Raw genomic sequence first — 18,949 nt, 5'->3', positions numbered from 1 at the left:
AGACATTTCTGTACAGTTCGAGGGACAGCACCCGGATCAGCTTAAAGCCGGGCGCTCGGGCGTGTCTGAACGGCATCAAACCAGGCGCGTGTGGCCGTGTTCTCTTCTGGGATACGCATCTTGATGACACGTGCGAAATCGACAAACACAAATGTGGTGATATCGGCCAGTGAAAACATGTCACCCGCAACGAGACCGCTCACTTGCAGACGGGCCTCAAGCAAATCGAAGAAGGCACGCACCCGCTCAGCCCCCCGCTGCGCTAGTTCAGGGATTTGCGCGTGGTTTGCAGGCCCGGTGATCGCGCGGTCTTTGAACGAAGGATGGGTGTTTCGCAAAGTTTCCGCGATTGGTGCGCCACATTGTTGTTCGGCGATGGCATTCCACATCAGAATTTCGCCTTTTTCATCCGGCGTTTGCCCCATCAAGGCAGGTTCCGGAAAGCGCGCCTCGAGATAGGCGGCGATGCCAAGATTTTCTGTGAGCGTGGTACCTTCATCCGTAACAAGCACGGGAATCGTTGCACCGGGGTTCACGGTCCGGAAGGCATCACTAAACTGTTCACCCTTGGCGATTGAGATATGGCGGGTTTCAATCTCCAGCCCCTTTTCCGCAATAAACATCCGGGCACGGCGCGGGCTTGGCGCGGTTGAACAATCGTAGAACAGCATTTTTGACGGTCCCCTCCAAAGCTTCACGCCTCAGACGTTAGACCGGCCCGGTACTATAGCGCGAGTCGGATCACACAGTGACCCTACGGCAGATCAACGCCGGTAGATGAAACAACGTCCCTCCACCGCGCCTGCAGGCAGCGGCACTTCGGTCAGTGTTTCGAAATACATACGATCGCTGGAAACCATCAGTCCATCCCGCGCCAGAAGCGGTTCGATCAAAGGTGAGACGAGGCGGGCAAAAGCATCATTCTTTTGCCGGTTGTGTCCCCCAAGATCGGCATGGATCAGACTGGCTGACGCGCCAAATCGCGTAACCGAAGCAGGCAATGTTTCGCGCACATCACCGAGAATCACCAGATCATCGGGCGGTGTCGAATCGGGATGAGACGCAACGGCCCGTTCAAAAACATAAACAGGACGGTCCTGAATGTGCTTAACCATGTGGTGATATGTGCGCCCATTTCCCAATCCCAGCTCAAAAACCGGACCGGGCTGCCCCGTGGTCTGCGCGATGGCAAAGTCCAGACAAGCACGTTGCGAGACCATTCGGTCAATGAACAGATCCAATCGGCTTTGTTGCTCGGACACGGGGCACCTCTTTCAAAATCATTCGACACCAGTCGGGGGGCGATTGCGCCTTTGATGGCAAAAACTCAAGACTTTGTGTAGCCATACGGCCCGAGTTTCACGATTCCGCGACAATTCGGGTGAAGAAGGTGTTTGACTACGCCGCCCCAACCGCGCGAAACTGCTCAAAAAAGACAGGGAGTTCACAAAGCCGATGTTTTCTAGCGGCCAGACGGGTGGAAAACCCGCATGAGTGCGTTGTTGTCCGTTCGGGATCTCAGCATCGGCTTTGGCACGGGTCCATCCGTTGTCCAAGATGTCAGCTTCGAGGTCGAACCCGGGCAGACACTTGCATTGGTTGGAGAATCCGGTTCGGGCAAAACGATTTCCTGTCGCGCTGCACTGCGTATTCTGCCGCGTACCGCCCAGATCCGTAGCGGAACGATCACGCTGAACGATTCCAAAGGCACCGCTAATCTGATCGAACTGAGTGAAAGACAGATGCGTGGTATTCGCGGCAATCGGGTTTCTATGATTTTTCAGGAACCGATGCGATCTCTGTCACCGCTTCACAAAATCGGAAATCAGGTCAGCGAAGTTCTTTGGTTGCATCGCGGCGCATCCGATGCACAGGCCCGCAAAGAAGTTCTGACCCAGTTTGAGAGGGTTGGTTTCCCCGACCCTGCCCGCGCCTACGACAGCTATCCGTTCGAGCTGTCCGGCGGCATGCGCCAGCGCGCCATGATTGCCATGGCCATGGTGTCCAAGCCTGAATTGCTCATCGCGGACGAGCCGACAACAGCGCTGGATGTTACCACCCAAGCGCAGGTTCTTGGGCTGATCAAAGAGCTGCAGCGCGAGACCGGTATGGCGCTGATCCTTGTCACCCATGACCTGGGTGTAGTTGCTAACATGGCCGAGCGGGTGGTCGTCATGCACAAAGGCCGCGTGATGGAAGCTGGCCCGGCAGCACCAATTCTGAATGATCCGGCGCACCCCTATACGCAGCAGCTGTTCGACGCTGCGCCTGAGATACCCGATCAGGATGCCGTCGGCATACCGATGCCCGACGAGGACCTAATTCTGCAGATGACCGGGGTCTCAAAGACTTACACGATGCGGTCGAGCAAAGGTTGGAAAGCCGACAAACTGATCCATGCCTGCCGGGGCGTAGATATGAAGCTGGCGCGCGGCAAGACGCTTGCAATCGTTGGCGAAAGCGGGTCTGGCAAGACAACCGCCGCCAGAATCGCTCTGGGCGCTGAACTGCCCGACCCGGGCGGCGAAGTTCTGTTCAGAACAACAAGGGATTCCGAACCGATAACGGTTCACAGTATGACACGGACCGAACGCACCGCGTTTCAGCGCAAGGCGCAAATGGTGTTTCAGGATCCCTATAGCTCTCTTAGCCCCCGTATGCGCATTCAGGATGCCATGACCGAGCCGTTGGAGATACACCGCCTCGGCACCGTGGCAGAGCAGCGCGACAAAGCGGCCGCGATGTTGCAGCGGGTCGGGCTGAATGCCGATATGCTCAAACGCTATCCGCATGCTTTTTCTGGTGGACAACGACAGCGCCTGTCTATCGCCCGCGCGATGATGCTGGACCCGGCGTTGATTGTTTGTGACGAGCCAACCTCGGCGCTGGATGTATCCGTTCAAGAGCAAATTTTGACCCTGCTCGAAGAACTGCAGGACAGTCTGAACCTGTCTTATCTCTTCATCTCGCATGATCTGGCCGTCGTCGCACGCATTGCCGACGAGGTCGCCGTCATGCGCCGGGGTCTTGTGGTGGAACAAGCCCCACCCGAAACTCTGTTCTACAATCCACGTCATCCCTATACCAAGGCACTGATTGCCGCCCAGCCCGAACCGGATATCAATCGCCCGATTGATCTGAAACTGGTTGCGCTTGGTGCCGGTTCACCCGACAGTTGGGATGACGCCTTTCGATTTTCCGACTCCGTGATACCTTCTTTGGTAGAGTTGGAGCCCGGCCATAAGGTACGTTGCCATGTTTAAGACCACTCACCGATTGATTTTGGCCGCGACGCTGGCCTTCGCAGGAATGCTGCCCGCTGCGGCGGAAATTCCGTCTAATCTTCAGGAAAACGCGTTCTGGCAAACCGAGGTTGAAAGCGGCGACCTGCCACCGGTTGCTGAACGTATTCCGCAAGATCCGCTGATCGTGGACTTAGCCGCCAAAGGTCGCGAATTCGGTGTACCCGGAGGTACACTGCGCACGATGGTCACCCGGTCCAAAGACATTCGGCAAATGGTGGTCTATGGCTACGCAAGGCTTGTGGGCTTCGATCAGGATTACAACATCGTCCCGGATTTGCTGGCTTCTTTCGAAAACGAAGACAATCGCAAATTTACTTTGAACCTGCGACCCGGCCACAAATGGTCAAACGGATCCGCGTTCACATCCGAAGACTTCCGGTATTGGTGGGAGGATGTGGCCAACAACGAATTGCTCAGCCCTTCAGGCCCACCAGATTTCCTGCTGGTTGAAGGCAAAACACCCACCGTCACCTTCCCCGACGAAACAACAGTTGTATTCGAATGGGATGACCCCAACCCGAATTTCCTGCAATCACTTGCTCAGGCGCGGCCGCCCTTTATCTATCGACCGTCTGAGTTCCTTAAGCAGTATCACGAGAAGTTTGCAGACCCCGAAGAACTGGCATTCAAGGTCGAAGATGCGCGGGTAAAAAGCTGGGCGGCGCTGCATAACAAGTTGGACAATCTATATAAGTACGACAATCATGAACTGCCGACGTTGCAGCCATGGCTCAACGCAAGTTCGGGCAAGAAAATCCGGCACAACTTTGTCCGTAACCCTTATTACCATCGGGTGGATTCAAATGGGGTTCAGCTGCCCTATATCGACGTAGTCGAAATGGAGATCGTCGCACCGGGTTTGGTTGCGGCCAAAGCAAATGCGGGTGAAACTGACTTGCAAGGTCGCGGATTGGCATTCCGCGATGCCTCGATCTTGAAAAAGGGCGAGGCTGAAGGTGGATACAAGACGCTTTTGTGGAAAACAGGCGTCGCGTCGCAGATCGCGATTTATCCCAATTTGAACTACACTGACGATGCGTGGCGCGAGGTTCTGCGCGATGTACGTGTACGCAGGGCACTGTCGCTCGCCATTGATCGCAAGACGATCAATCAGGCGCTCTATTTCAAGCTGGCCCAACCCGGCGCTATGTCGGTTCTGCCCGCATCGCCCTTCTACGACGAAGCGAATGCGCAGGCTTGGGCACAGTATGACGTCGACAAGGCGAATGCTCTGCTTGATGAGGCTGGGCTGACCGAGCGTGACAAAGATGGTATCCGACTGTTGCCCGACGGGCGTCCGATGGAGCTGATCATCGAAACCGCAGGTGAGCGGCAAGAGGTTGAAAACGCCCTGCAGATCGTCACGGATACCTGGCGTGAGATCGGAGTCGAACTGGTCATGCGACCATTGGATCGAGACATTCTGCGCAACCGGGTCTTCTCGGGCAATACAATGGCGTCGGTCTGGTTCGGCTGGGATGACGGCATTCCGCAAAGCCACACATCGCCGGCCTATCTCGCCCCGACCGATCAGGTCTTTCTGGCGTGGCCTAAATGGGGCCAATACTATCAGACAAATGGAGGGTCGGGCGAACCACCAGACATGCCCGAGGCCGAACTTCTCATGAAGCTTGCCCACGATTGGGAAATCGCCTCCACGGATGAAGAACGCAGAGCTGTTTGGTCTGAGATGCTGAAAATTCACGCCGACCAGCTTTATGCGATCGGAATCCTGAACGGCGCACCGCAGCCTATTGTCGTGTCGAACCGCCTGCGCAATGTGCCTGAGCAGGCCATGTGGGCGTGGGAACCCGGCGCACATTTCGGCATTCACCGTCCCGACGAGTTCTTCTTCGCCGACTAATTCAGGAGCAGCTAAATGGTCATGCTGCGCTACGCGGTGTATCGCTTTTTCACGATGCTGCTGACATTGCTGGTGGTGTCGGTTCTGATTTTCGTGATCATCAACCTGCCCCCCGGCGACTATCTCAGCAACCAGATCGCCGAACTGCAGGCTTCGGGACAGTCCGCCGGTGTCGCCAAGGCCGAGTTTCTGCGCAAGGAATACTCATTGGACCGGTCGTTGCCCGAGCAGTACCTGATCTGGATGGGCTTCTGGCCCGGACCGCATGGGTTCGAAGGCTTGTTACAGGGCAATTATGGCTGGTCCTTCGAATTTGACCGCCCCGTGCGCGAGATCGTGGGCGATACGCTGTGGTTGACGGTTGTGGTCAATCTGGCTGCCATTCTATTCGTCTATGCCGTTGCTCTGCCATTGGGGGTCATCGCTGCGGCCAGATCACGGACGTGGATCGACTATACCTCGGCCTTTGTAGGCTATCTGGGTCTTGCGACCCCGAACTTCCTGTTGGCGCTGATCCTGTTCTACTATGGCCATCGCTATTTCAACCTGCCAATCGGCGGACTAATGGACCCTTCCTTTGAGGGACAACCGATGAGTTGGGACAAGTTGAAATCCATCCTTGTCCACCTGATCGTTCCGACCTTCGTCATCGGAACCTCGGGTGCTTCGGCCATGATGCAGCGCCTGCGCGCCAATATGCTGGATGAACTAGGGAAACCTTATGTCGAAACAGCAATCGCCAAGGGCATGTCCCCATCGCGGATGCTGACGAAATACCCATTGCGCGTGGCCTTCAACCCGTTTGTCGCCGACATTGGAAACCTGCTGCCCTCGATGGTTTCCGGGTCGGTTTTGGTCTCGGTAGTTCTGGGTCTGCAAACAATCGGCCCGACCCTGCTGACTGCCTTGAAAACGCAGGACCAGTTCCTGTCGGCCTTCATTCTTATGTTCGTGGCTCTGCTGACGCTGATCGGCACCATGATTTCCGATATCCTGCTGGTCATGCTTGATCCGCGCATTCGTTACGAGGGGCGCGAAGCATGACCGACAAACCCGATGGTCGCTATGTCGACGACGCACCATTTGACCCGCAGGCCTCTATTCAGCAGCTTGAGCGCGCAGATCTCGATGCCCCTAATTGGGTGCTGGTCTGGCGCAAGTTCAGGACCCACAAGCTGGGTCTGATTTCTGGCCTCTTCTTGCTGCTCTGCTACTTGATGCTGCCTTTTGCGGGCTTTATTGCCCCCTACGGCCCCAATGACCGGAACGGAGAACACCTGTACGCTCCACCCCAGTCGGTCAACTGGTTTCATGAGGGGAAGTTCATCGGCCCCTACGTTTATCCAATAGTTGCAGAGGCGGACCTTGAAACTTTCCAGTGGAAATTCGTCGCTGACACGGAAGACCCGCGCCCAATCCGGTTCTTCTGCGAAGGGTCAGAATACAAACTCGCAGGCCTGATAAAATCCGATACGCACCTGTTTTGCGCGCCCGAAGGGGCCACGCTGTTTCTGTGGGGCTCGGACCGTCTGGGCCGCGATGTATTCAGCCGCATCCTATATGGCGCGCAACTGTCGCTGACAGTGGGCCTGATCGGCATTTCGGTATCCTTCTTCCTCGGCATCCTGTTCGGATCAATGGCCGGGTATTTCGGAGGGCGCATCGACTGGACCATCAACCGTGTGATCGAAATCCTGCGCTCGCTGCCGGAACTTCCGCTCTGGCTGGCCTTATCCGCCGCGGTGCCATCAAATTGGAGCCCGGTCGCGGTATTCTTCATCATCTCGATCATCCTCGGTATTCTCGATTGGCCAGGCCTTGCCCGATCTGTCCGCGCAAAATTCCTGTCTCTCAGAGAAGAGGAATACGTACGTGCGGCCGAGATGATGGGCGCAAGTTCCGGTCGTGTGATCCGAAAGCACCTGCTACCCAATTTCATGTCGCATCTGATTGCCTCGGCCACGCTATCAATCCCTGCGATGATCTTGGGCGAAACCGCCCTCAGCTTCCTTGGCCTTGGACTGCGGGCCCCGGCGGTCAGTTGGGGCGTGATGCTGAACGATGCGCAGAACCTCGCCTCAATCGAAATCTATCCATGGACCGCGATCCCGATGCTGCCAATCATCGTCGTCGTGCTGGCCTTCAACTTCCTTGGCGACGGGTTGCGCGACAGCCTTGATCCCTATCAGCAATGAGCTTGCTGTCCGCCCTCCCCTCACCTGAAACCTACAGGGTCAATGGGGCGGGTGCGCGGCCCAGCGCCTTTGCGGTCTCGGAACTGGCGACGGCCAGTTTTGCGGCAGTCGGGCAGGAGCTGTCGCGCCTTGTGACAGCCTTGAACCTGGCGCCTACACCTCTGGAGGTGGCCGTAGATCATCGACTGGCCTCCTTGTGGTATGGCTTTTCCTTCAAACCCAAAGGGTGGGATATGCCCAGCCTTTGGGACGCGATTGCTGGTGACTATCAGGCCTCTGATGGGTGGATCAGGCTGCACACCAACCTGCCCAGTCATCGCGCCGCCGCCCTTAGTGTTTTGCAAGTCGCGCCGGACCGTGCGCTGGTATCGCGCGCGGTTCGGGATTGGAGCATCTCTGAACTGGAAGCCGCGATTGTCGCCGAGGGCGGCGTCGCTGCCGCAATGCGCAGCCGCTCTGAGTGGCATGACCATCCGCAAGGACGCATATTGGCCCGCGAGCCGTTGATCGGATGGCAGGGGCCACGCAATATTCAACTACGTGATCGGCCTCAGGCGACTGCCGCGCGACCTCTTGCTGGGCTGCGTGTGCTCGATCTGACCCGCATTCTGGCCGGGCCAGTCTCGACACGAACACTCGCGGGATTCGGCGCCGAGGTCCTGAGGATCGATCCACCCGGCTGGGATGAACCTGGCGTCATTCCTGACATTTCTCTCGGCAAGCATTGCGCCTATCTGAACCTGAAATCACCCGATGGAAAAGCAAAACTGCAAGAGCTGCTGGCCCAAGCGGACATACTTGTCCACGGGTATCGGCCCGGCGCTTTGGACGCACTCGGTCTGGGTAAACACACGCGGGATCAGCTCGCCCCCAACAGGGTTGAGGTCACGCTAGACGCCTATGGCTGGCAAGGACCTTGGGCAGCGCGCCGCGGTTTTGACAGCCTTGTACAGATGAGTTCCGGAATCGCACATGCAGGGATGGGTTGGGCGGGGGCCGACAAGCCAACTCCGTTGCCCGTTCAGGCACTGGATCACGCAACTGGTTACTTGATGGCAGCCGCCCTGCTCTCGGCGCTCGCCGAAGCCGCATCTGGACACGCTGCTATGGATGCCAGGCTCTCGCTGGCGCGCACCGCCGAATTGCTGGCCACCCTCGCCAAGAGCGAGCCCGGTGACGAAATTACCGAGGCGCTGCCTGTCGATTATGCGGATGCGCTCGAACCTTCCGGGTGGGGGCCCGGCTATCGATTGAAGCCGGCGCTAACCGTTGGATCCGCAAAGATGCACTGGGCTTTGCCTGCGTCCAAACTGGGAACTTCGCAGCCCACTTGGCCGTCACTTACCGCTTAAAGCTGCCGCCGCGCGGGACGCGCGGCCCGGCCCAACGCTTTGGTTGACGTCTCGCCAGAGACGCAAACCAAAGGGGCGGGAGCCCTCCTAGCGATCATCACCACCGCCGGGGCCGATATCGTCCAGATAGTCTTCGTCAATCGCGGCCTGAACGGCCCCTGTGACAGCCTCGCGTTGTTTGGGAGTCAGGTCCTCGGCCTCTTTGTCATCCGCCAGTCGCACGGTGACTTCCCGATGCGCAAACCGGATGCCTTCACGGGCAAACAGCTCACGAATATCCTGATAGACTTTCTTACGCACCAGCCACTGATCGCCCGGCTTGGTCATAAACTTGACCCGGATAATCATCGCAGAATCCTGCATCTCGATCACACCCTGCGATTTCAGCGGCTGAATGAAGTTATCACCAATCACCGGATCGCTCAGCAGCTCTTGACCCAGCTTCTTGATCAGCTTCCGCACCTTTTCGACATCGGTGTCATAGGTCACCCGCAACGGCAGCTTCATGATTACCCAGTCGCGGGAATAGTTTGTCAGAACCTTGATCTCTCCAAATGGGATCGTGTTGAGCGCACCAAGGTGGTGGCGCAGTTGGAAGGACCGGACCGATATCTTTTCGACCGTCCCTTTCACATCACCAATGTCGATGTATTCACCCTTTCGGAAAGCATCATCCATCAGGAAGAACGCACCCGAGAAGATGTCGCGGACCAAGGTTTGCGACCCGAAACCAACGGCCAGACCCACAACACCTGCACCGGCAAACAGCGGGCTGACATTGATCCCCAGTTCCATCAATACAATCAGCGCGATGGTCACAACGACCACAGCCAGAATGGCCCCGCGGAACAGAGGCAACAAAGTTGCAAGACGGCTCTGCCCACCTTCGCCTCCTTCGTCGCCCAGCTCGGCTTCAGCACCGCCGTCATCCGTCTCTTCCGCGATCTTGCTATCGATCCAGACGCGGAAGAAGTGAAACAGAATGTAACCCATAAACAGGATCACCATCACATCCAGCGCCCGCTCGATCGGCAAGTCATCCGACCAATTGGCCTGCGGGTTCCAGATCACTACCAGCGCATAGAGACCCACCACAAAGGCCAGAATGCCTGCCACACGACGGGCAAGGTCTTCGTACGTCAGAATGGCGTGTTTGCGCTTTTCGGCCTGCGGCGTATCAGCCACCAGCTCATCCTCGATCTGCTCAGCCGCTTCTGCGTCGGCATTCATCACCTCAATTCTGCGATTGCGATCAAAATACCTTTCAAGCAGATAGTTCATCGCGCCGTAGGCCACGACGACGGACATAAAGATGGCATAGCTGCTGGCCACGATCGGGATCGAATCCTGAACCTCAAGCACCAGATCAACGGCCAGTTTGAACCAGCTGAACACCATATAAAGCACCAGAACCGGCGCCCAGGCGAAAGAGATGAACTTCAGTATCCAAGACACCTGATCCGGAGCACGCCCGCCACGAATAGCGTTCGAGATCGCGCGTGCATTGAACAGGATCATCAGTATGTTGCCCAGCGCCCCGATCAGCGTCAGGCTACCATAGACCATGGCATAGACGTTATAGTTCAGCCCAAAATCCGCGACCCATGTCGAGAACAGAACAACCGAGATGTCATAGGTCGCCAGTGCTGACGCCCAAACATACAGGCGCTTGGCGTCCCGGTCTGAAAAAGGCGGCAAGCGATACTGGCTAAGGTAAGGCGACAGAACCATCCGCCACAAGTCCGAGACAGTGCGCGAAAGGAAAAATGCGGTAAAGATTGCCGTAACGGTAAACTGGATTGATATGTCTTCCGCTTCACCAAAGAACAGATAGCCAACGATCAGCGCCATAAGCATGGCAAAGATCGTTCCGCCAATGCCCATCACGAAACGATACACAAGGAAAGGCATCTTTTCACGATAGCCAACCGGGTTTTCCTTGATGCGCGCAACCACCAAACGCTTCGCGATGCGCTTGCCGTAGATTTCGATCGACAACCATCGCCCCAGCAAAAGGAACAACACGTTCAGGACCAACACCTCGACATAGGTCTGAATCCGCCCGTCCGGACTGGTCTGTCTGAGGATGTATTGGACCTCAAAGACCGAATAGGGCAGCGCCTCCATCCGCGAGCGTACGGAATCCCGGAACTTTGAGAACCGCTCTTGCGCCTTCATCAGCTGAGAACCCTCAGCCATGTGATCAATGCTATCTGCCTCTGGCGTCGCGTCGGCGCTATTGCCCGCTGCCGATACAACCTGCCCGGCGCTGTCGATTACGATTACGCTTGCGCCCGCCTCGGAAGCGGATCGAATGGCCGCCGCCAGATCGCTGTCAGCGGCAGAGCTTGAAGAACCGGTTTCCTCGCTTGATCCTATTGGGTATCCCGGAATAAGCGAAGTTTGCGCAACCGCGTCGGTTGCACTGGCCAGCATCGCCGCCCAAATCACCAAAATCAGCCCGGCCAGAACATTCATTTTCATCGTATATCGCATCCAATTCGTAGCTGCGTCCAAGACTATAGAACCTCAGAAGGCTGTTCAAATCATCCGCACACGCGGTGTCAACATCGTGAGAGCCCGTGTTCCTGACGCAATGGATGGGATAAAGTGTTTCCAAGACAACAAAAATTGAATATGACCACCTGAGGCGTCCAGCCTCCGAATTGGCTTGTGCATGAAGAACCATCGGCCTGCATATCGCAAGGTGCGCCTGTTGCCGGCGGTGGCATTATGCTGTTGCCAATTCGCAATGTTTGGCGCATTTGGACGGCGGAATCTGTGCCTTTGGCAAGAAGGTCTGGCAGAATTACGATAATCAGGTGCAGACGCGCGGAGTTGCACCGGAACCGAAACAGGCGAAGGCATGAGCCTAGGGATCAAAAACGAAAATCACGGCCGCGCACCGCGCATCCTGCTATATAGTCACGACACGTTCGGCCTGGGTCACCTGCGCCGGTCACGCGCGCTGGCTGCGGCCATAACACAAGCCGATCAACGCGCTTCGGCCCTCATTTTGACCGGTTCACCCATTGCCGGACGGTTTACTTTTCCGCGTCGCGTTGACCATGTCCGTCTACCCGGGGTCACCAAACGCGCCGACGGCTCGTATGCTTCGCAGACCATCGGCATGGGCATCGATGATGTGACCGAGTTGCGCGCAAGCCTGATCCAGACATCTGTCGAACAGTTCGACCCCGATGTGCTGATCGTCGACAAAGAGCCTACCGGTTTTCGCGGTGAGCTGCTGCCGACGCTTGAGTATCTTGAAAACTCCTGCTCAACCAAATTGGTTCTGGGCCTGCGCGACGTTCTGGATGAGCCCGAAGTACTGGCCGCCGAATGGGAGCGTAAGGACGCGATCTCGGCGACTGAACGATTCTATGATGAGATCTGGGTATATGGGTTGCGATCGGTCTACGATCCTACACAAGGCCTTCCCCTCAGCCCGGCGACGCAAGAGCGCATTCATTGGACAGGGTATCTACGTCGCGATCTTGGGCCGGTTGGTGAGCCACCAGAACAACCGTATATCCTGATTACCCCTGGTGGTGGTGGCGATGGCAAGGCGATGGTCAATTTGGTGCTGTCCGCATATGAAAAAGACCCGGATCTGTCACCCCGCGCTGTGCTGGTCTATGGGCCCTTCCTGTCAGGCGAACTACGCGAAGATTTTGAAACCCGTGTCGCCGCCCTAAATGGCCGTGTGACCGCCGTTGGCTTTGAATCGCAGATCGAAACGCTGTTCGCGGGCGCTGCCGGTGTGGTCTGCATGGGCGGGTACAATACCTTCTGCGAGGTTTTGTCCTTCGACAAACGCGCCGTCATTGTTCCGCGCACGACGCCGCGGCTGGAGCAATGGATTCGTGCCTCGCGCGCCGAGGATCTGGGTCTGGTACGCATGCTGGATGAAAACCGTGACGGTCTGACGGCGGATGCAATGATCCGCGCGATCCGCGCCTTGCCCCATCAGCCGCTGCCTTCGCAGGCCATTCGCGCAGGGTTGTTGGACGGGCTAAGCTACGTCACTCATCGCATAAACGCGCTGCTAGGCGCGGAACAAGAGCGCGCCACCGGATGACGCGCGAACCCCCCAAGCTGGCGGTGCTGGTCAAAGGCTGGCCGCGCCTGTCCGAGACGTTCATCGCGCAAGAATTGGTGGCCTTGCAGGAGGCAGGGCACAGCTTCGATATCTGGTCGTTGCGCCACCCGACCGATACCAAGCGCCATCCTCTGCACGATCGCTTCAAGGGGCAGGTGCATTACCTGCCGGAATACCTTTATGAAGAGCCTGAGCGGCTGGCGACTGCGCGAGACAATGCAGCTCGTCTGCCCGGATACGCACAAGCTTACCAGGTCTGGCGGCAAGACCTTCGCCGAGACCCGACTCACAACCGAATTCGCCGGTTTGGTCAGGCCTGCGTATTGGCCGCTGAGCTGCCCGATCAAACGCGGGCGCTGTATGCGCATTTCATGCACACTCCGTCTTCGGTCGCCCGCTATGCGTCTATCATGCGCAGCCTGCCCTGGAGTTTTTCGGCGCATGCCAAAGATATCTGGACCTCACCAGACTGGGAAAAGCGGGAAAAGCTGCAACTGGCCTCTCACGGCGCCATCTTCGGGGCAACCTGTACTGCCATTGGTGCCGCACATCTGCGCGAACTGGCGGATGATCCTGCGCGGGTAGAACTGATCTATCATGGGCTGGACCTGTCGCGGTTTCCTGCACCTCCCCAGCAGTGTTCGCGTGCAGCGGATGCACCCTTTCACATGCTGTCGGTCGGGCGTCTTGTCGAAAAGAAGGGCTTTGACCGGCTTCTCCAAGCTTTCGCGCTGCTCCCCAGATCGCTGAATTGGCATTGGACCCATATCGGCGGCGGAAATCTGGGCGATGAGTTGAGCGCACAAGCCGATGCCGCAGGGATTTCCGATCGGATCACGTGGATGGGGGCTTGCGATCAACCGGAAGTCATTGCCGAGATGCGCCGCTCTGATCTGTTTGTCCTGCCCAGCAGAATTGCTGCCGACGGCGACCGCGATGGTTTACCCAATGTTTTGATGGAAGCCGCGTCCCAGCGCCTCCCGATCCTGTCAACGCCGGTGTCAGCCATCCCGGAGTTCATTGAATCCGGTGTTCACGGTCAGCTGTCAGAAGATGACCCGACCTCTCTGGCCTCGGCTATTGTGGATCTCGCCCAGAACCCGGCCAGAACGGCCGAGATGGCTGAGGCCGCGTATAACCGGTTGATCGCCGACTTCCGGATGGACCCGGGCATACGTCGCTTGTCCGAGCGGCTCAGCGCCTTGTGCGCGGACGAGCCCTGATGGCGCGGGTGGCTTTCTATGCACCGATGAAGTCCCCCGACAGTCCCAAGCCCTCGGGTGATCGCGAAATGGCCCGCAACCTGATGCAGGCCCTCGGCGCTCAGGGAGACATTGTTGAGCTGGCCTCGCAATTGCGGATTTACGACAAGGCAGGCGACCGGGCACTTCAGGACGAATTACGTCGCAAAGCAACGACCGAGGCTGCACGACTGGCTGAGGAACTGCCCTCTGACACGAACCTGTGGGTGACTTATCACAACTACTACAAGGCCCCCGATCTGCTCGGCCCGGCCGTGAGCCGCGCAAGAGACATCCCGTATGTGCAGCTGGAAAGTACCCGCGCCACCAGCCGGCTTGCAGGCCCATGGGCTGATTTTGCGCAAGCGGCGCATGATGCGTGCGACAGCGCGCAGGTGATTTTCTACCACACTGCCAACGACCTGATCACGTTAGAACGGGAAAGGTTCGGTACGCAGGCGTTGGTGGAACTGCCTCCGTTTCTTCCCATCACGGAATTGCCCCCTGTTTCGACCCGTGATGGGCCGATGCTGACCGTGGGCATGATGCGGCCGGGGGACAAGCTGGCCTCGTACGCCATTCTGGCCGACACGCTGGAACATCTGACAGGGGATTGGGCGTTGGACGTGGTAGGCGATGGCCCGGCCCGATTGGAAGTCGAGGCGCTGATGGCGCGGTTCGGACCTCGTGTCCGGTTTCTGGGTCAGCTGGATCGGGACACGTTGCAGGTCCAGTACCGCCAGGCGTCCTTGTTCGTTTGGCCCGGGGTCAACGAAGCCTATGGAATGGTCTATCTTGAGGCCCAGGCCTGCGGCGTTCCCGTCGCAGCACAAGATCGCCCCGGTGTTCGTGATGTGCTGATACCCTCCGATCATCCCGATACCGGATCGGGTGCCAAAGGGTTGGCCGTGCGTATACAGAGGTTTCTGGACCATCCCGACCTGAGCCAGTCTGAGGGCAATCGCGCCCGCGCCTATGTCGCGCACCGCCATCTGATGCCATCCGCCACCGAGCGGTTCTGGACCACTGTGCGCCCATTGTTGGAGAAAAACCGATGACCCGCCTCGCCCTTCTGCGCCATGGACACACGGATTGGAATCGCGCGGGTCGCATTCAGGGGCGCAGCGACATTCCGTTGGATGCCGACGCTCGGGCTGAACTTGCGGGGTATTGCCTGCCATCGCCATGGAACGCGGCATCAGTCTGGTCCAGCCCGCTAAGCCGCGCGTCTGAAACAGCGCAGTTGGTATCGGGTAAAGCGCCCAAAACATCTCAGGCCCTGACCGAGATGAATTGGGGCGAATGGGAGGGACAGCGCGGTGCTGAGCTGATCGAGACACCCGATAGCGGTTACCGCCACATCGAAGACTGGGGCTGGGATTATCGGCCTCCGGGCGGCGAAAGCCCAGCCGAATTATGGGCGCGTATCGCGCCGTGGCTGGCGGGCTTGGACGGCGACAATCTCGCGGTCTGCCATATCGGCATCATGAGGGTGATCTTGGCCAAGGCGTGGGGCTGGAATTTTGCCGGCCCCGCGCCGTTCAAGATCAAGCGCAACAGACTGTTTATCGTAGACTTGGACGAAATGCGGCCTGAACCCGAACCCGTTCGATTGATTGCGCGTGAGGTTTGACCATGAAGGTGATGATCGTTGTTACCCATCTGTTGGGCACAGGGCATCTGAGCCGAGCCCTCACATTGGGGCGCGCATTCGCCGAACAGGACCATGAAGTGTTTATGGTCTCGGGCGGAATGCCTGCGCCACAGCTTGACACACGTGGGTTGTCATTTCTGAACTTACCGCCGCTGCGGTCTGACGGCACCGATTTCACCCGCCTGCTTGATCAGAGTGGTACTGTTGCTGACCCGGCCTATTTCGCTGCGCGCACCAACGCTCTGACGCAGGCGGTCCGCAGCTTTGGGCCACAAATATTGATCACCGAGCTTTATCCGTTCGGGCGGCGCTCCTTGGCCGCAGAATTCCGTTCTGCGTTGGAAGCCGCGCGGAACCTACCTCAGCCGCCCATCATCCTGGGTTCGATCCGTGACATTCTTGCACCGCCATCGAAGTCTGCAAAAGTAACCCAAACGGATGAGGTTATCGCAGAGTTTTACGACGGCGTTCTGGTCCATTCCGACCCCAAGATCACCGAACTTGAAGTCAGTTGGCCTGTCTCGGCTCAACTGGCATCGCGCCTTCATTACACCGGTTTCGTCGCCCCAAGTGCTGCGCCAAGTCATCCAGACGGCATAGGCCAAGGCGAGATCGTGGTCAGCGCGGGTGGCGGATCTGTCGGCCAGCCGATCTTTCGAGCGGCCATCGAGGCCGCCCGAAAGATGCCCAACAGGCGATGGCGCCTGTTGGTGGGCGGGCAGGATGCCAATGCGCGGATTGCCGAGCTTTCGCAAATGGCCGAGGGTTCATCGGTTCTTCTTGAAACCGTCCGCCCTGATTTTCGCCAAATGCTGCCGCTTGCCGCCGCGTCGGTCAGCATGTGCGGTTACAACACCGCCATGGACCTGCTGCAAAGCGGTACCCCGGCGGTTCTGATCCCCTTCGATGATGGCAAAGAGGTTGAGCAATCTTTGCGCGCGCGATCTCTTTCGCAGTTGAACGGGATCGAGGTGCTTAACAGTTCTGACCTGACCGCCGGCTCGCTGGCCAATGCGCTGGAGCATGTCATTTCGAGTGTTGAACGCCCCCCGATGACCGAAGGGTTTGATGGCGCGCGCCGGTCAGTGGATATTGCAGTGAGCTTGTACGAGGCCAGCCGATGAGGCCTGATTGGCGCCCCTTGCAGTCAGAGTTGCGGCGCTGGCAGGATGCAGGATTGACCCTGCCCTTGTGGTGGCGTGATGACGATGCAGTTGCAGTGACACCACAGATAGAAAAGCTATCGGCCATGTCAGACGAGCTCGGCCTGCCAGTCCATCTGGCGGTAATCCCGCGTGAGGCGCAGACGGCACTTGCAGAGTATGTGTCAGATCAGTCTGTTTTGATCCCGGTTGTGCATGGCTGGGCGCATCAGAACCACGCGCCTGCGGACGAGAAGAAAGCCGAATTTCGCCTGCACCGGCCCCTTGAAGCGGTAGTTGCAGATGCCGAGGCTGGATTGTCCCGGCTGCGAGGTTTGTTCGGTGACAACTTGCGTCCGATGTTTGTGCCCCCGTGGAATCGGATCGACTCCAAAGTCGCCATGCAGCTTCACGGGCTGGGCTATCGGATACTGTCGACGGCGACCCCCCGAAAGATACCGCTCGCGGCGCCCGGCCTCGCGCAGGTAAACACACATCTCGATCCAATCGACTGGCGCGGGACGCGCGGTTTAATCGACCCTGACAGACTGATCGAACAGACGGTTGAGCTGCTGCATGACCGACGCACCGATCGCGCAGACAATGCCGAAGCATTTGGGGTGTTGACGCATCATCTGGTCCATGATCAGGACATCTGGACGTTTACACAGGATCTGTTGCACAGGCTGCTTGATGGACCGGGCACACCCTGGACCGCACCACGCAACTGAACTCGCAAGGAGAGCCCGAATGAGCCGACTGGATTCCATGCTGCGCCGCCTGACGGCGCAACGCGATGGGCTAAACTGGGCCGCCGCACAGATCGGCACCATGGAAGGGGACGTTCTGGACCTGGGGCTAGGTAACGGACGTACCTATGATCATCTGCGTGAGATCCTGCCCTCTCGGCGTATATGGGTGATGGATCGCGTCTTGCAGTGTCATCCCGACAGCATGCCACCGGCACAGGATTTCCTGCAGGGTGAGGCTGAGCCGATGTTGCGTAAACTGGCGGACGCAGGCCAAACAATCGCGCTGGCGCACTACGATTTCGGCCGCGGGATCAAATCCGAAGATGTTGCGGAAGCGGCACGCCTCAGCCCTTTGATCAAACAGGTCATGCGACCCGGTGGGTTGTTGATTTCAGGGCAACCGTTGACGGGTTTTGCGCAGATTGAAGGCCCCGAGACCATCGCGCCCGATCGATATCTTTTCTATCGCGCCTGAGCAGGCTTTGAACTGGCGGGTTTGTATGTTGAATCTATCGATCAGATTCACCGCAGTCAGGCCTATGCATTGACGCGAGTCGAGGGTATACGCCACCGCAACAGCACACCCACATGAGGCCAGTCATGAGTTTTGACCGTTCCATCAAGATCGCTCCCTCGATCCTGTCAGCCGATTTCGCAAATTTCGGACAGGAGATTCAGGCCATCGAAGCGCAAGGGGCGGATTGGGTTCATGTGGACGTGATGGACGGCCACTTTGTCCCAAACCTCACTTTTGGTCCCCCAGCGGTCAAAGCGTTTCGCCCACATGTTAAGACCGTCATGGATGTGCATTTGATGATCACTCCGGTCGATCCTTATATTCAAGCCTATGCCGATGCGGGCGCTGATGTGCTGACCGCGCATGTCGAAGCGGGGCCGCATTCGCACCGCACGCTGCAGGCGATACGCGCTGCGGGAATGAAAGCAGGGATCGCGTTGAATCCCGGGACGCCCGCCGAGGCCGTCGAACATCTGTTGGACCTGACTGATCTGGTGTGCGTCATGACCGTCAACCCTGGCTTCGGGGGGCAGAAATTCATCGACATGACCGCAAAAGTGCAACGTTTGCGCGAGATGATCGGCGACCGACCGGTGCATATCGAAATCGACGGCGGTGTTGATCCCAAAACAGCGCCTCTGGTGGTCGCTGCAGGCGCTGACGTGTTGGTCGCCGGATCAGCAGTTTTTAAAGGCGGGTCAGTTTCAAACCAGTCGGTCTATGGCGACAATATTCGCGCTGTGCGGACTGCTGCCGAAGGTGCACTGGGTTAACAACAAACCCTCCCGCCAGTCGTCGACGTTTCTTACGAAACGCCTCCTCCTG

General features: G+C 58.0%; 16 protein-coding genes. 13 read left to right on the top strand and 3 right to left on the bottom strand.

Annotation, left to right across the window (positions count from 1 at the left end):
- Positions 1 to 41 precede the first annotated feature (41 nt).
- Positions 42 to 671, bottom strand: coding sequence for a glutathione S-transferase (locus ACR0CZ_RS16085; protein WP_170397642.1), 630 nt, complete (start codon positions 669 to 671; stop codon positions 42 to 44).
- A gap of 93 nt (positions 672 to 764) precedes the next feature.
- Complete coding sequence (locus tag ACR0CZ_RS16080) at positions 765 to 1,262, bottom strand: class I SAM-dependent methyltransferase (protein WP_170397645.1); 498 nt, start codon at positions 1,260 to 1,262, stop codon at positions 765 to 767.
- Positions 1,263 to 1,490: 228 nt separating this feature from the next.
- Between ACR0CZ_RS16080 and ACR0CZ_RS16075 the strand changes: the two genes are divergently transcribed.
- The 5 genes from ACR0CZ_RS16075 to ACR0CZ_RS16055 are packed head-to-tail and all read left to right on the top strand — an operon-like array spanning position 1,491 to position 8,716.
- Positions 1,491 to 3,263, top strand: coding sequence for an ABC transporter ATP-binding protein (locus ACR0CZ_RS16075; protein ID WP_170397648.1), 1,773 nt, complete (start codon positions 1,491 to 1,493; stop codon positions 3,261 to 3,263).
- Complete coding sequence (locus ACR0CZ_RS16070) at positions 3,256 to 5,169, top strand: ABC transporter substrate-binding protein (protein ID WP_170397651.1); 1,914 nt, start codon at positions 3,256 to 3,258, stop codon at positions 5,167 to 5,169. Before ACR0CZ_RS16075 ends, ACR0CZ_RS16070 begins: the two co-directional genes overlap by 8 nt.
- A gap of 15 nt (positions 5,170 to 5,184) precedes the next feature.
- A complete protein-coding gene (locus ACR0CZ_RS16065) occupies positions 5,185 to 6,213 on the top strand; it encodes an ABC transporter permease (RefSeq protein WP_170397654.1) in 1,029 nt (342 codons plus the stop codon).
- The gene (locus ACR0CZ_RS16060; RefSeq protein ID WP_170397657.1) at positions 6,210 to 7,364 is read left to right on the top strand and encodes an ABC transporter permease; all 1,155 of its coding nucleotides are present in this window, start codon (positions 6,210 to 6,212) and stop codon (positions 7,362 to 7,364) included. The genes ACR0CZ_RS16065 and ACR0CZ_RS16060 overlap by 4 nt, the downstream gene beginning before the upstream one ends.
- Positions 7,361 to 8,716 (top strand): CoA transferase, encoded by a 1,356-nt coding sequence (locus ACR0CZ_RS16055; RefSeq protein WP_170397660.1) that lies wholly within the window; start codon positions 7,361 to 7,363, stop codon positions 8,714 to 8,716. The genes ACR0CZ_RS16060 and ACR0CZ_RS16055 overlap by 4 nt, the downstream gene beginning before the upstream one ends.
- 87 nt (positions 8,717 to 8,803) lie before the next feature.
- Here the strand turns inward: ACR0CZ_RS16055 and ACR0CZ_RS16050 are convergent, their stop codons facing one another.
- The gene (locus ACR0CZ_RS16050) at positions 8,804 to 11,200 is read right to left on the bottom strand and encodes a mechanosensitive ion channel family protein (protein ID WP_170397663.1); all 2,397 of its coding nucleotides are present in this window, start codon (positions 11,198 to 11,200) and stop codon (positions 8,804 to 8,806) included.
- A 382-nt stretch (positions 11,201 to 11,582) separates the two neighbouring features.
- On the opposite strand from ACR0CZ_RS16050, the gene ACR0CZ_RS16045 reads away from it, so the two are divergent.
- The 8 genes from ACR0CZ_RS16045 to rpe all read left to right on the top strand — a co-directional run bounded on the left by ACR0CZ_RS16045 (position 11,583) and on the right by rpe (position 18,897).
- Complete coding sequence (locus tag ACR0CZ_RS16045) at positions 11,583 to 12,797, top strand: hypothetical protein (protein ID WP_170397666.1); 1,215 nt, start codon at positions 11,583 to 11,585, stop codon at positions 12,795 to 12,797.
- A complete protein-coding gene (locus ACR0CZ_RS16040; protein ID WP_170397668.1) occupies positions 12,794 to 14,041 on the top strand; it encodes a glycosyltransferase in 1,248 nt (415 codons plus the stop codon). The genes ACR0CZ_RS16045 and ACR0CZ_RS16040 overlap by 4 nt, the downstream gene beginning before the upstream one ends.
- Positions 14,041 to 15,117, top strand: a complete 1,077-nt coding sequence (locus ACR0CZ_RS16035) for a glycosyltransferase (RefSeq protein WP_170397671.1) — start codon at positions 14,041 to 14,043, stop codon at positions 15,115 to 15,117. The genes ACR0CZ_RS16040 and ACR0CZ_RS16035 overlap by 1 nt, the downstream gene beginning before the upstream one ends.
- The gene (locus tag ACR0CZ_RS16030; protein WP_170397674.1) at positions 15,114 to 15,692 is read left to right on the top strand and encodes a histidine phosphatase family protein; all 579 of its coding nucleotides are present in this window, start codon (positions 15,114 to 15,116) and stop codon (positions 15,690 to 15,692) included. The genes ACR0CZ_RS16035 and ACR0CZ_RS16030 overlap by 4 nt, the downstream gene beginning before the upstream one ends.
- Positions 15,693 to 15,694: 2 nt before the next feature.
- Entirely contained in the window at positions 15,695 to 16,837 is a 1,143-nt protein-coding gene (locus ACR0CZ_RS16025) for a glycosyltransferase (RefSeq protein WP_170466195.1), read from the top strand.
- Entirely contained in the window at positions 16,834 to 17,586 is a 753-nt protein-coding gene (locus ACR0CZ_RS16020; protein WP_170466198.1) for a polysaccharide deacetylase family protein, read from the top strand. The genes ACR0CZ_RS16025 and ACR0CZ_RS16020 overlap by 4 nt, the downstream gene beginning before the upstream one ends.
- A gap of 19 nt (positions 17,587 to 17,605) precedes the next feature.
- The gene (locus ACR0CZ_RS16015; RefSeq protein WP_170466201.1) at positions 17,606 to 18,082 is read left to right on the top strand and encodes a class I SAM-dependent methyltransferase; all 477 of its coding nucleotides are present in this window, start codon (positions 17,606 to 17,608) and stop codon (positions 18,080 to 18,082) included.
- A gap of 125 nt (positions 18,083 to 18,207) precedes the next feature.
- A complete protein-coding gene (rpe, locus tag ACR0CZ_RS16010) occupies positions 18,208 to 18,897 on the top strand; it encodes a ribulose-phosphate 3-epimerase (RefSeq protein ID WP_170397685.1) in 690 nt (229 codons plus the stop codon).
- Positions 18,898 to 18,949: the final 52 nt, after the last annotated feature.

The organism is Ruegeria sp. H9 (assembly GCF_056532915.1).
The sequence above is the reverse complement of the archived record's forward strand: the minus strand, read 5'-3'. Positions and strand labels throughout refer to the sequence as shown.

Excerpts from the sequence above, each read along its gene's own strand:
- ACR0CZ_RS16050 (WP_170397663.1), bottom strand. The coding sequence starts at position 11,200 with ATGAAAATGAATGTTCTGGCCGGGCTGATTTTGGTGATTTGGGCGGCG.
- ACR0CZ_RS16045 (WP_170397666.1), top strand. The coding sequence starts at position 11,583 with ATGAGCCTAGGGATCAAAAACGAAAATCACGGCCGCGCACCGCGCATC.
- ACR0CZ_RS16030 (WP_170397674.1), top strand. The coding sequence starts at position 15,114 with ATGACCCGCCTCGCCCTTCTGCGCCATGGACACACGGATTGGAATCGC.
- rpe (WP_170397685.1), top strand. The coding sequence starts at position 18,208 with ATGAGTTTTGACCGTTCCATCAAGATCGCTCCCTCGATCCTGTCAGCC.
- ACR0CZ_RS16015 (WP_170466201.1), top strand. The coding sequence starts at position 17,606 with ATGAGCCGACTGGATTCCATGCTGCGCCGCCTGACGGCGCAACGCGAT.
- ACR0CZ_RS16055 (WP_170397660.1), top strand. The coding sequence starts at position 7,361 with ATGAGCTTGCTGTCCGCCCTCCCCTCACCTGAAACCTACAGGGTCAAT.
- ACR0CZ_RS16075 (WP_170397648.1), top strand. The coding sequence starts at position 1,491 with ATGAGTGCGTTGTTGTCCGTTCGGGATCTCAGCATCGGCTTTGGCACG.
- ACR0CZ_RS16065 (WP_170397654.1), top strand. The coding sequence starts at position 5,185 with ATGGTCATGCTGCGCTACGCGGTGTATCGCTTTTTCACGATGCTGCTG.
- ACR0CZ_RS16070 (WP_170397651.1), top strand. The coding sequence starts at position 3,256 with ATGTTTAAGACCACTCACCGATTGATTTTGGCCGCGACGCTGGCCTTC.
- ACR0CZ_RS16025 (WP_170466195.1), top strand. The coding sequence starts at position 15,695 with ATGAAGGTGATGATCGTTGTTACCCATCTGTTGGGCACAGGGCATCTG.
- ACR0CZ_RS16020 (WP_170466198.1), top strand. The coding sequence starts at position 16,834 with ATGAGGCCTGATTGGCGCCCCTTGCAGTCAGAGTTGCGGCGCTGGCAG.
- ACR0CZ_RS16040 (WP_170397668.1), top strand. The coding sequence starts at position 12,794 with ATGACGCGCGAACCCCCCAAGCTGGCGGTGCTGGTCAAAGGCTGGCCG.
- ACR0CZ_RS16085 (WP_170397642.1), bottom strand. The coding sequence starts at position 671 with ATGCTGTTCTACGATTGTTCAACCGCGCCAAGCCCGCGCCGTGCCCGG.
- ACR0CZ_RS16035 (WP_170397671.1), top strand. The coding sequence starts at position 14,041 with ATGGCGCGGGTGGCTTTCTATGCACCGATGAAGTCCCCCGACAGTCCC.
- ACR0CZ_RS16060 (WP_170397657.1), top strand. The coding sequence starts at position 6,210 with ATGACCGACAAACCCGATGGTCGCTATGTCGACGACGCACCATTTGAC.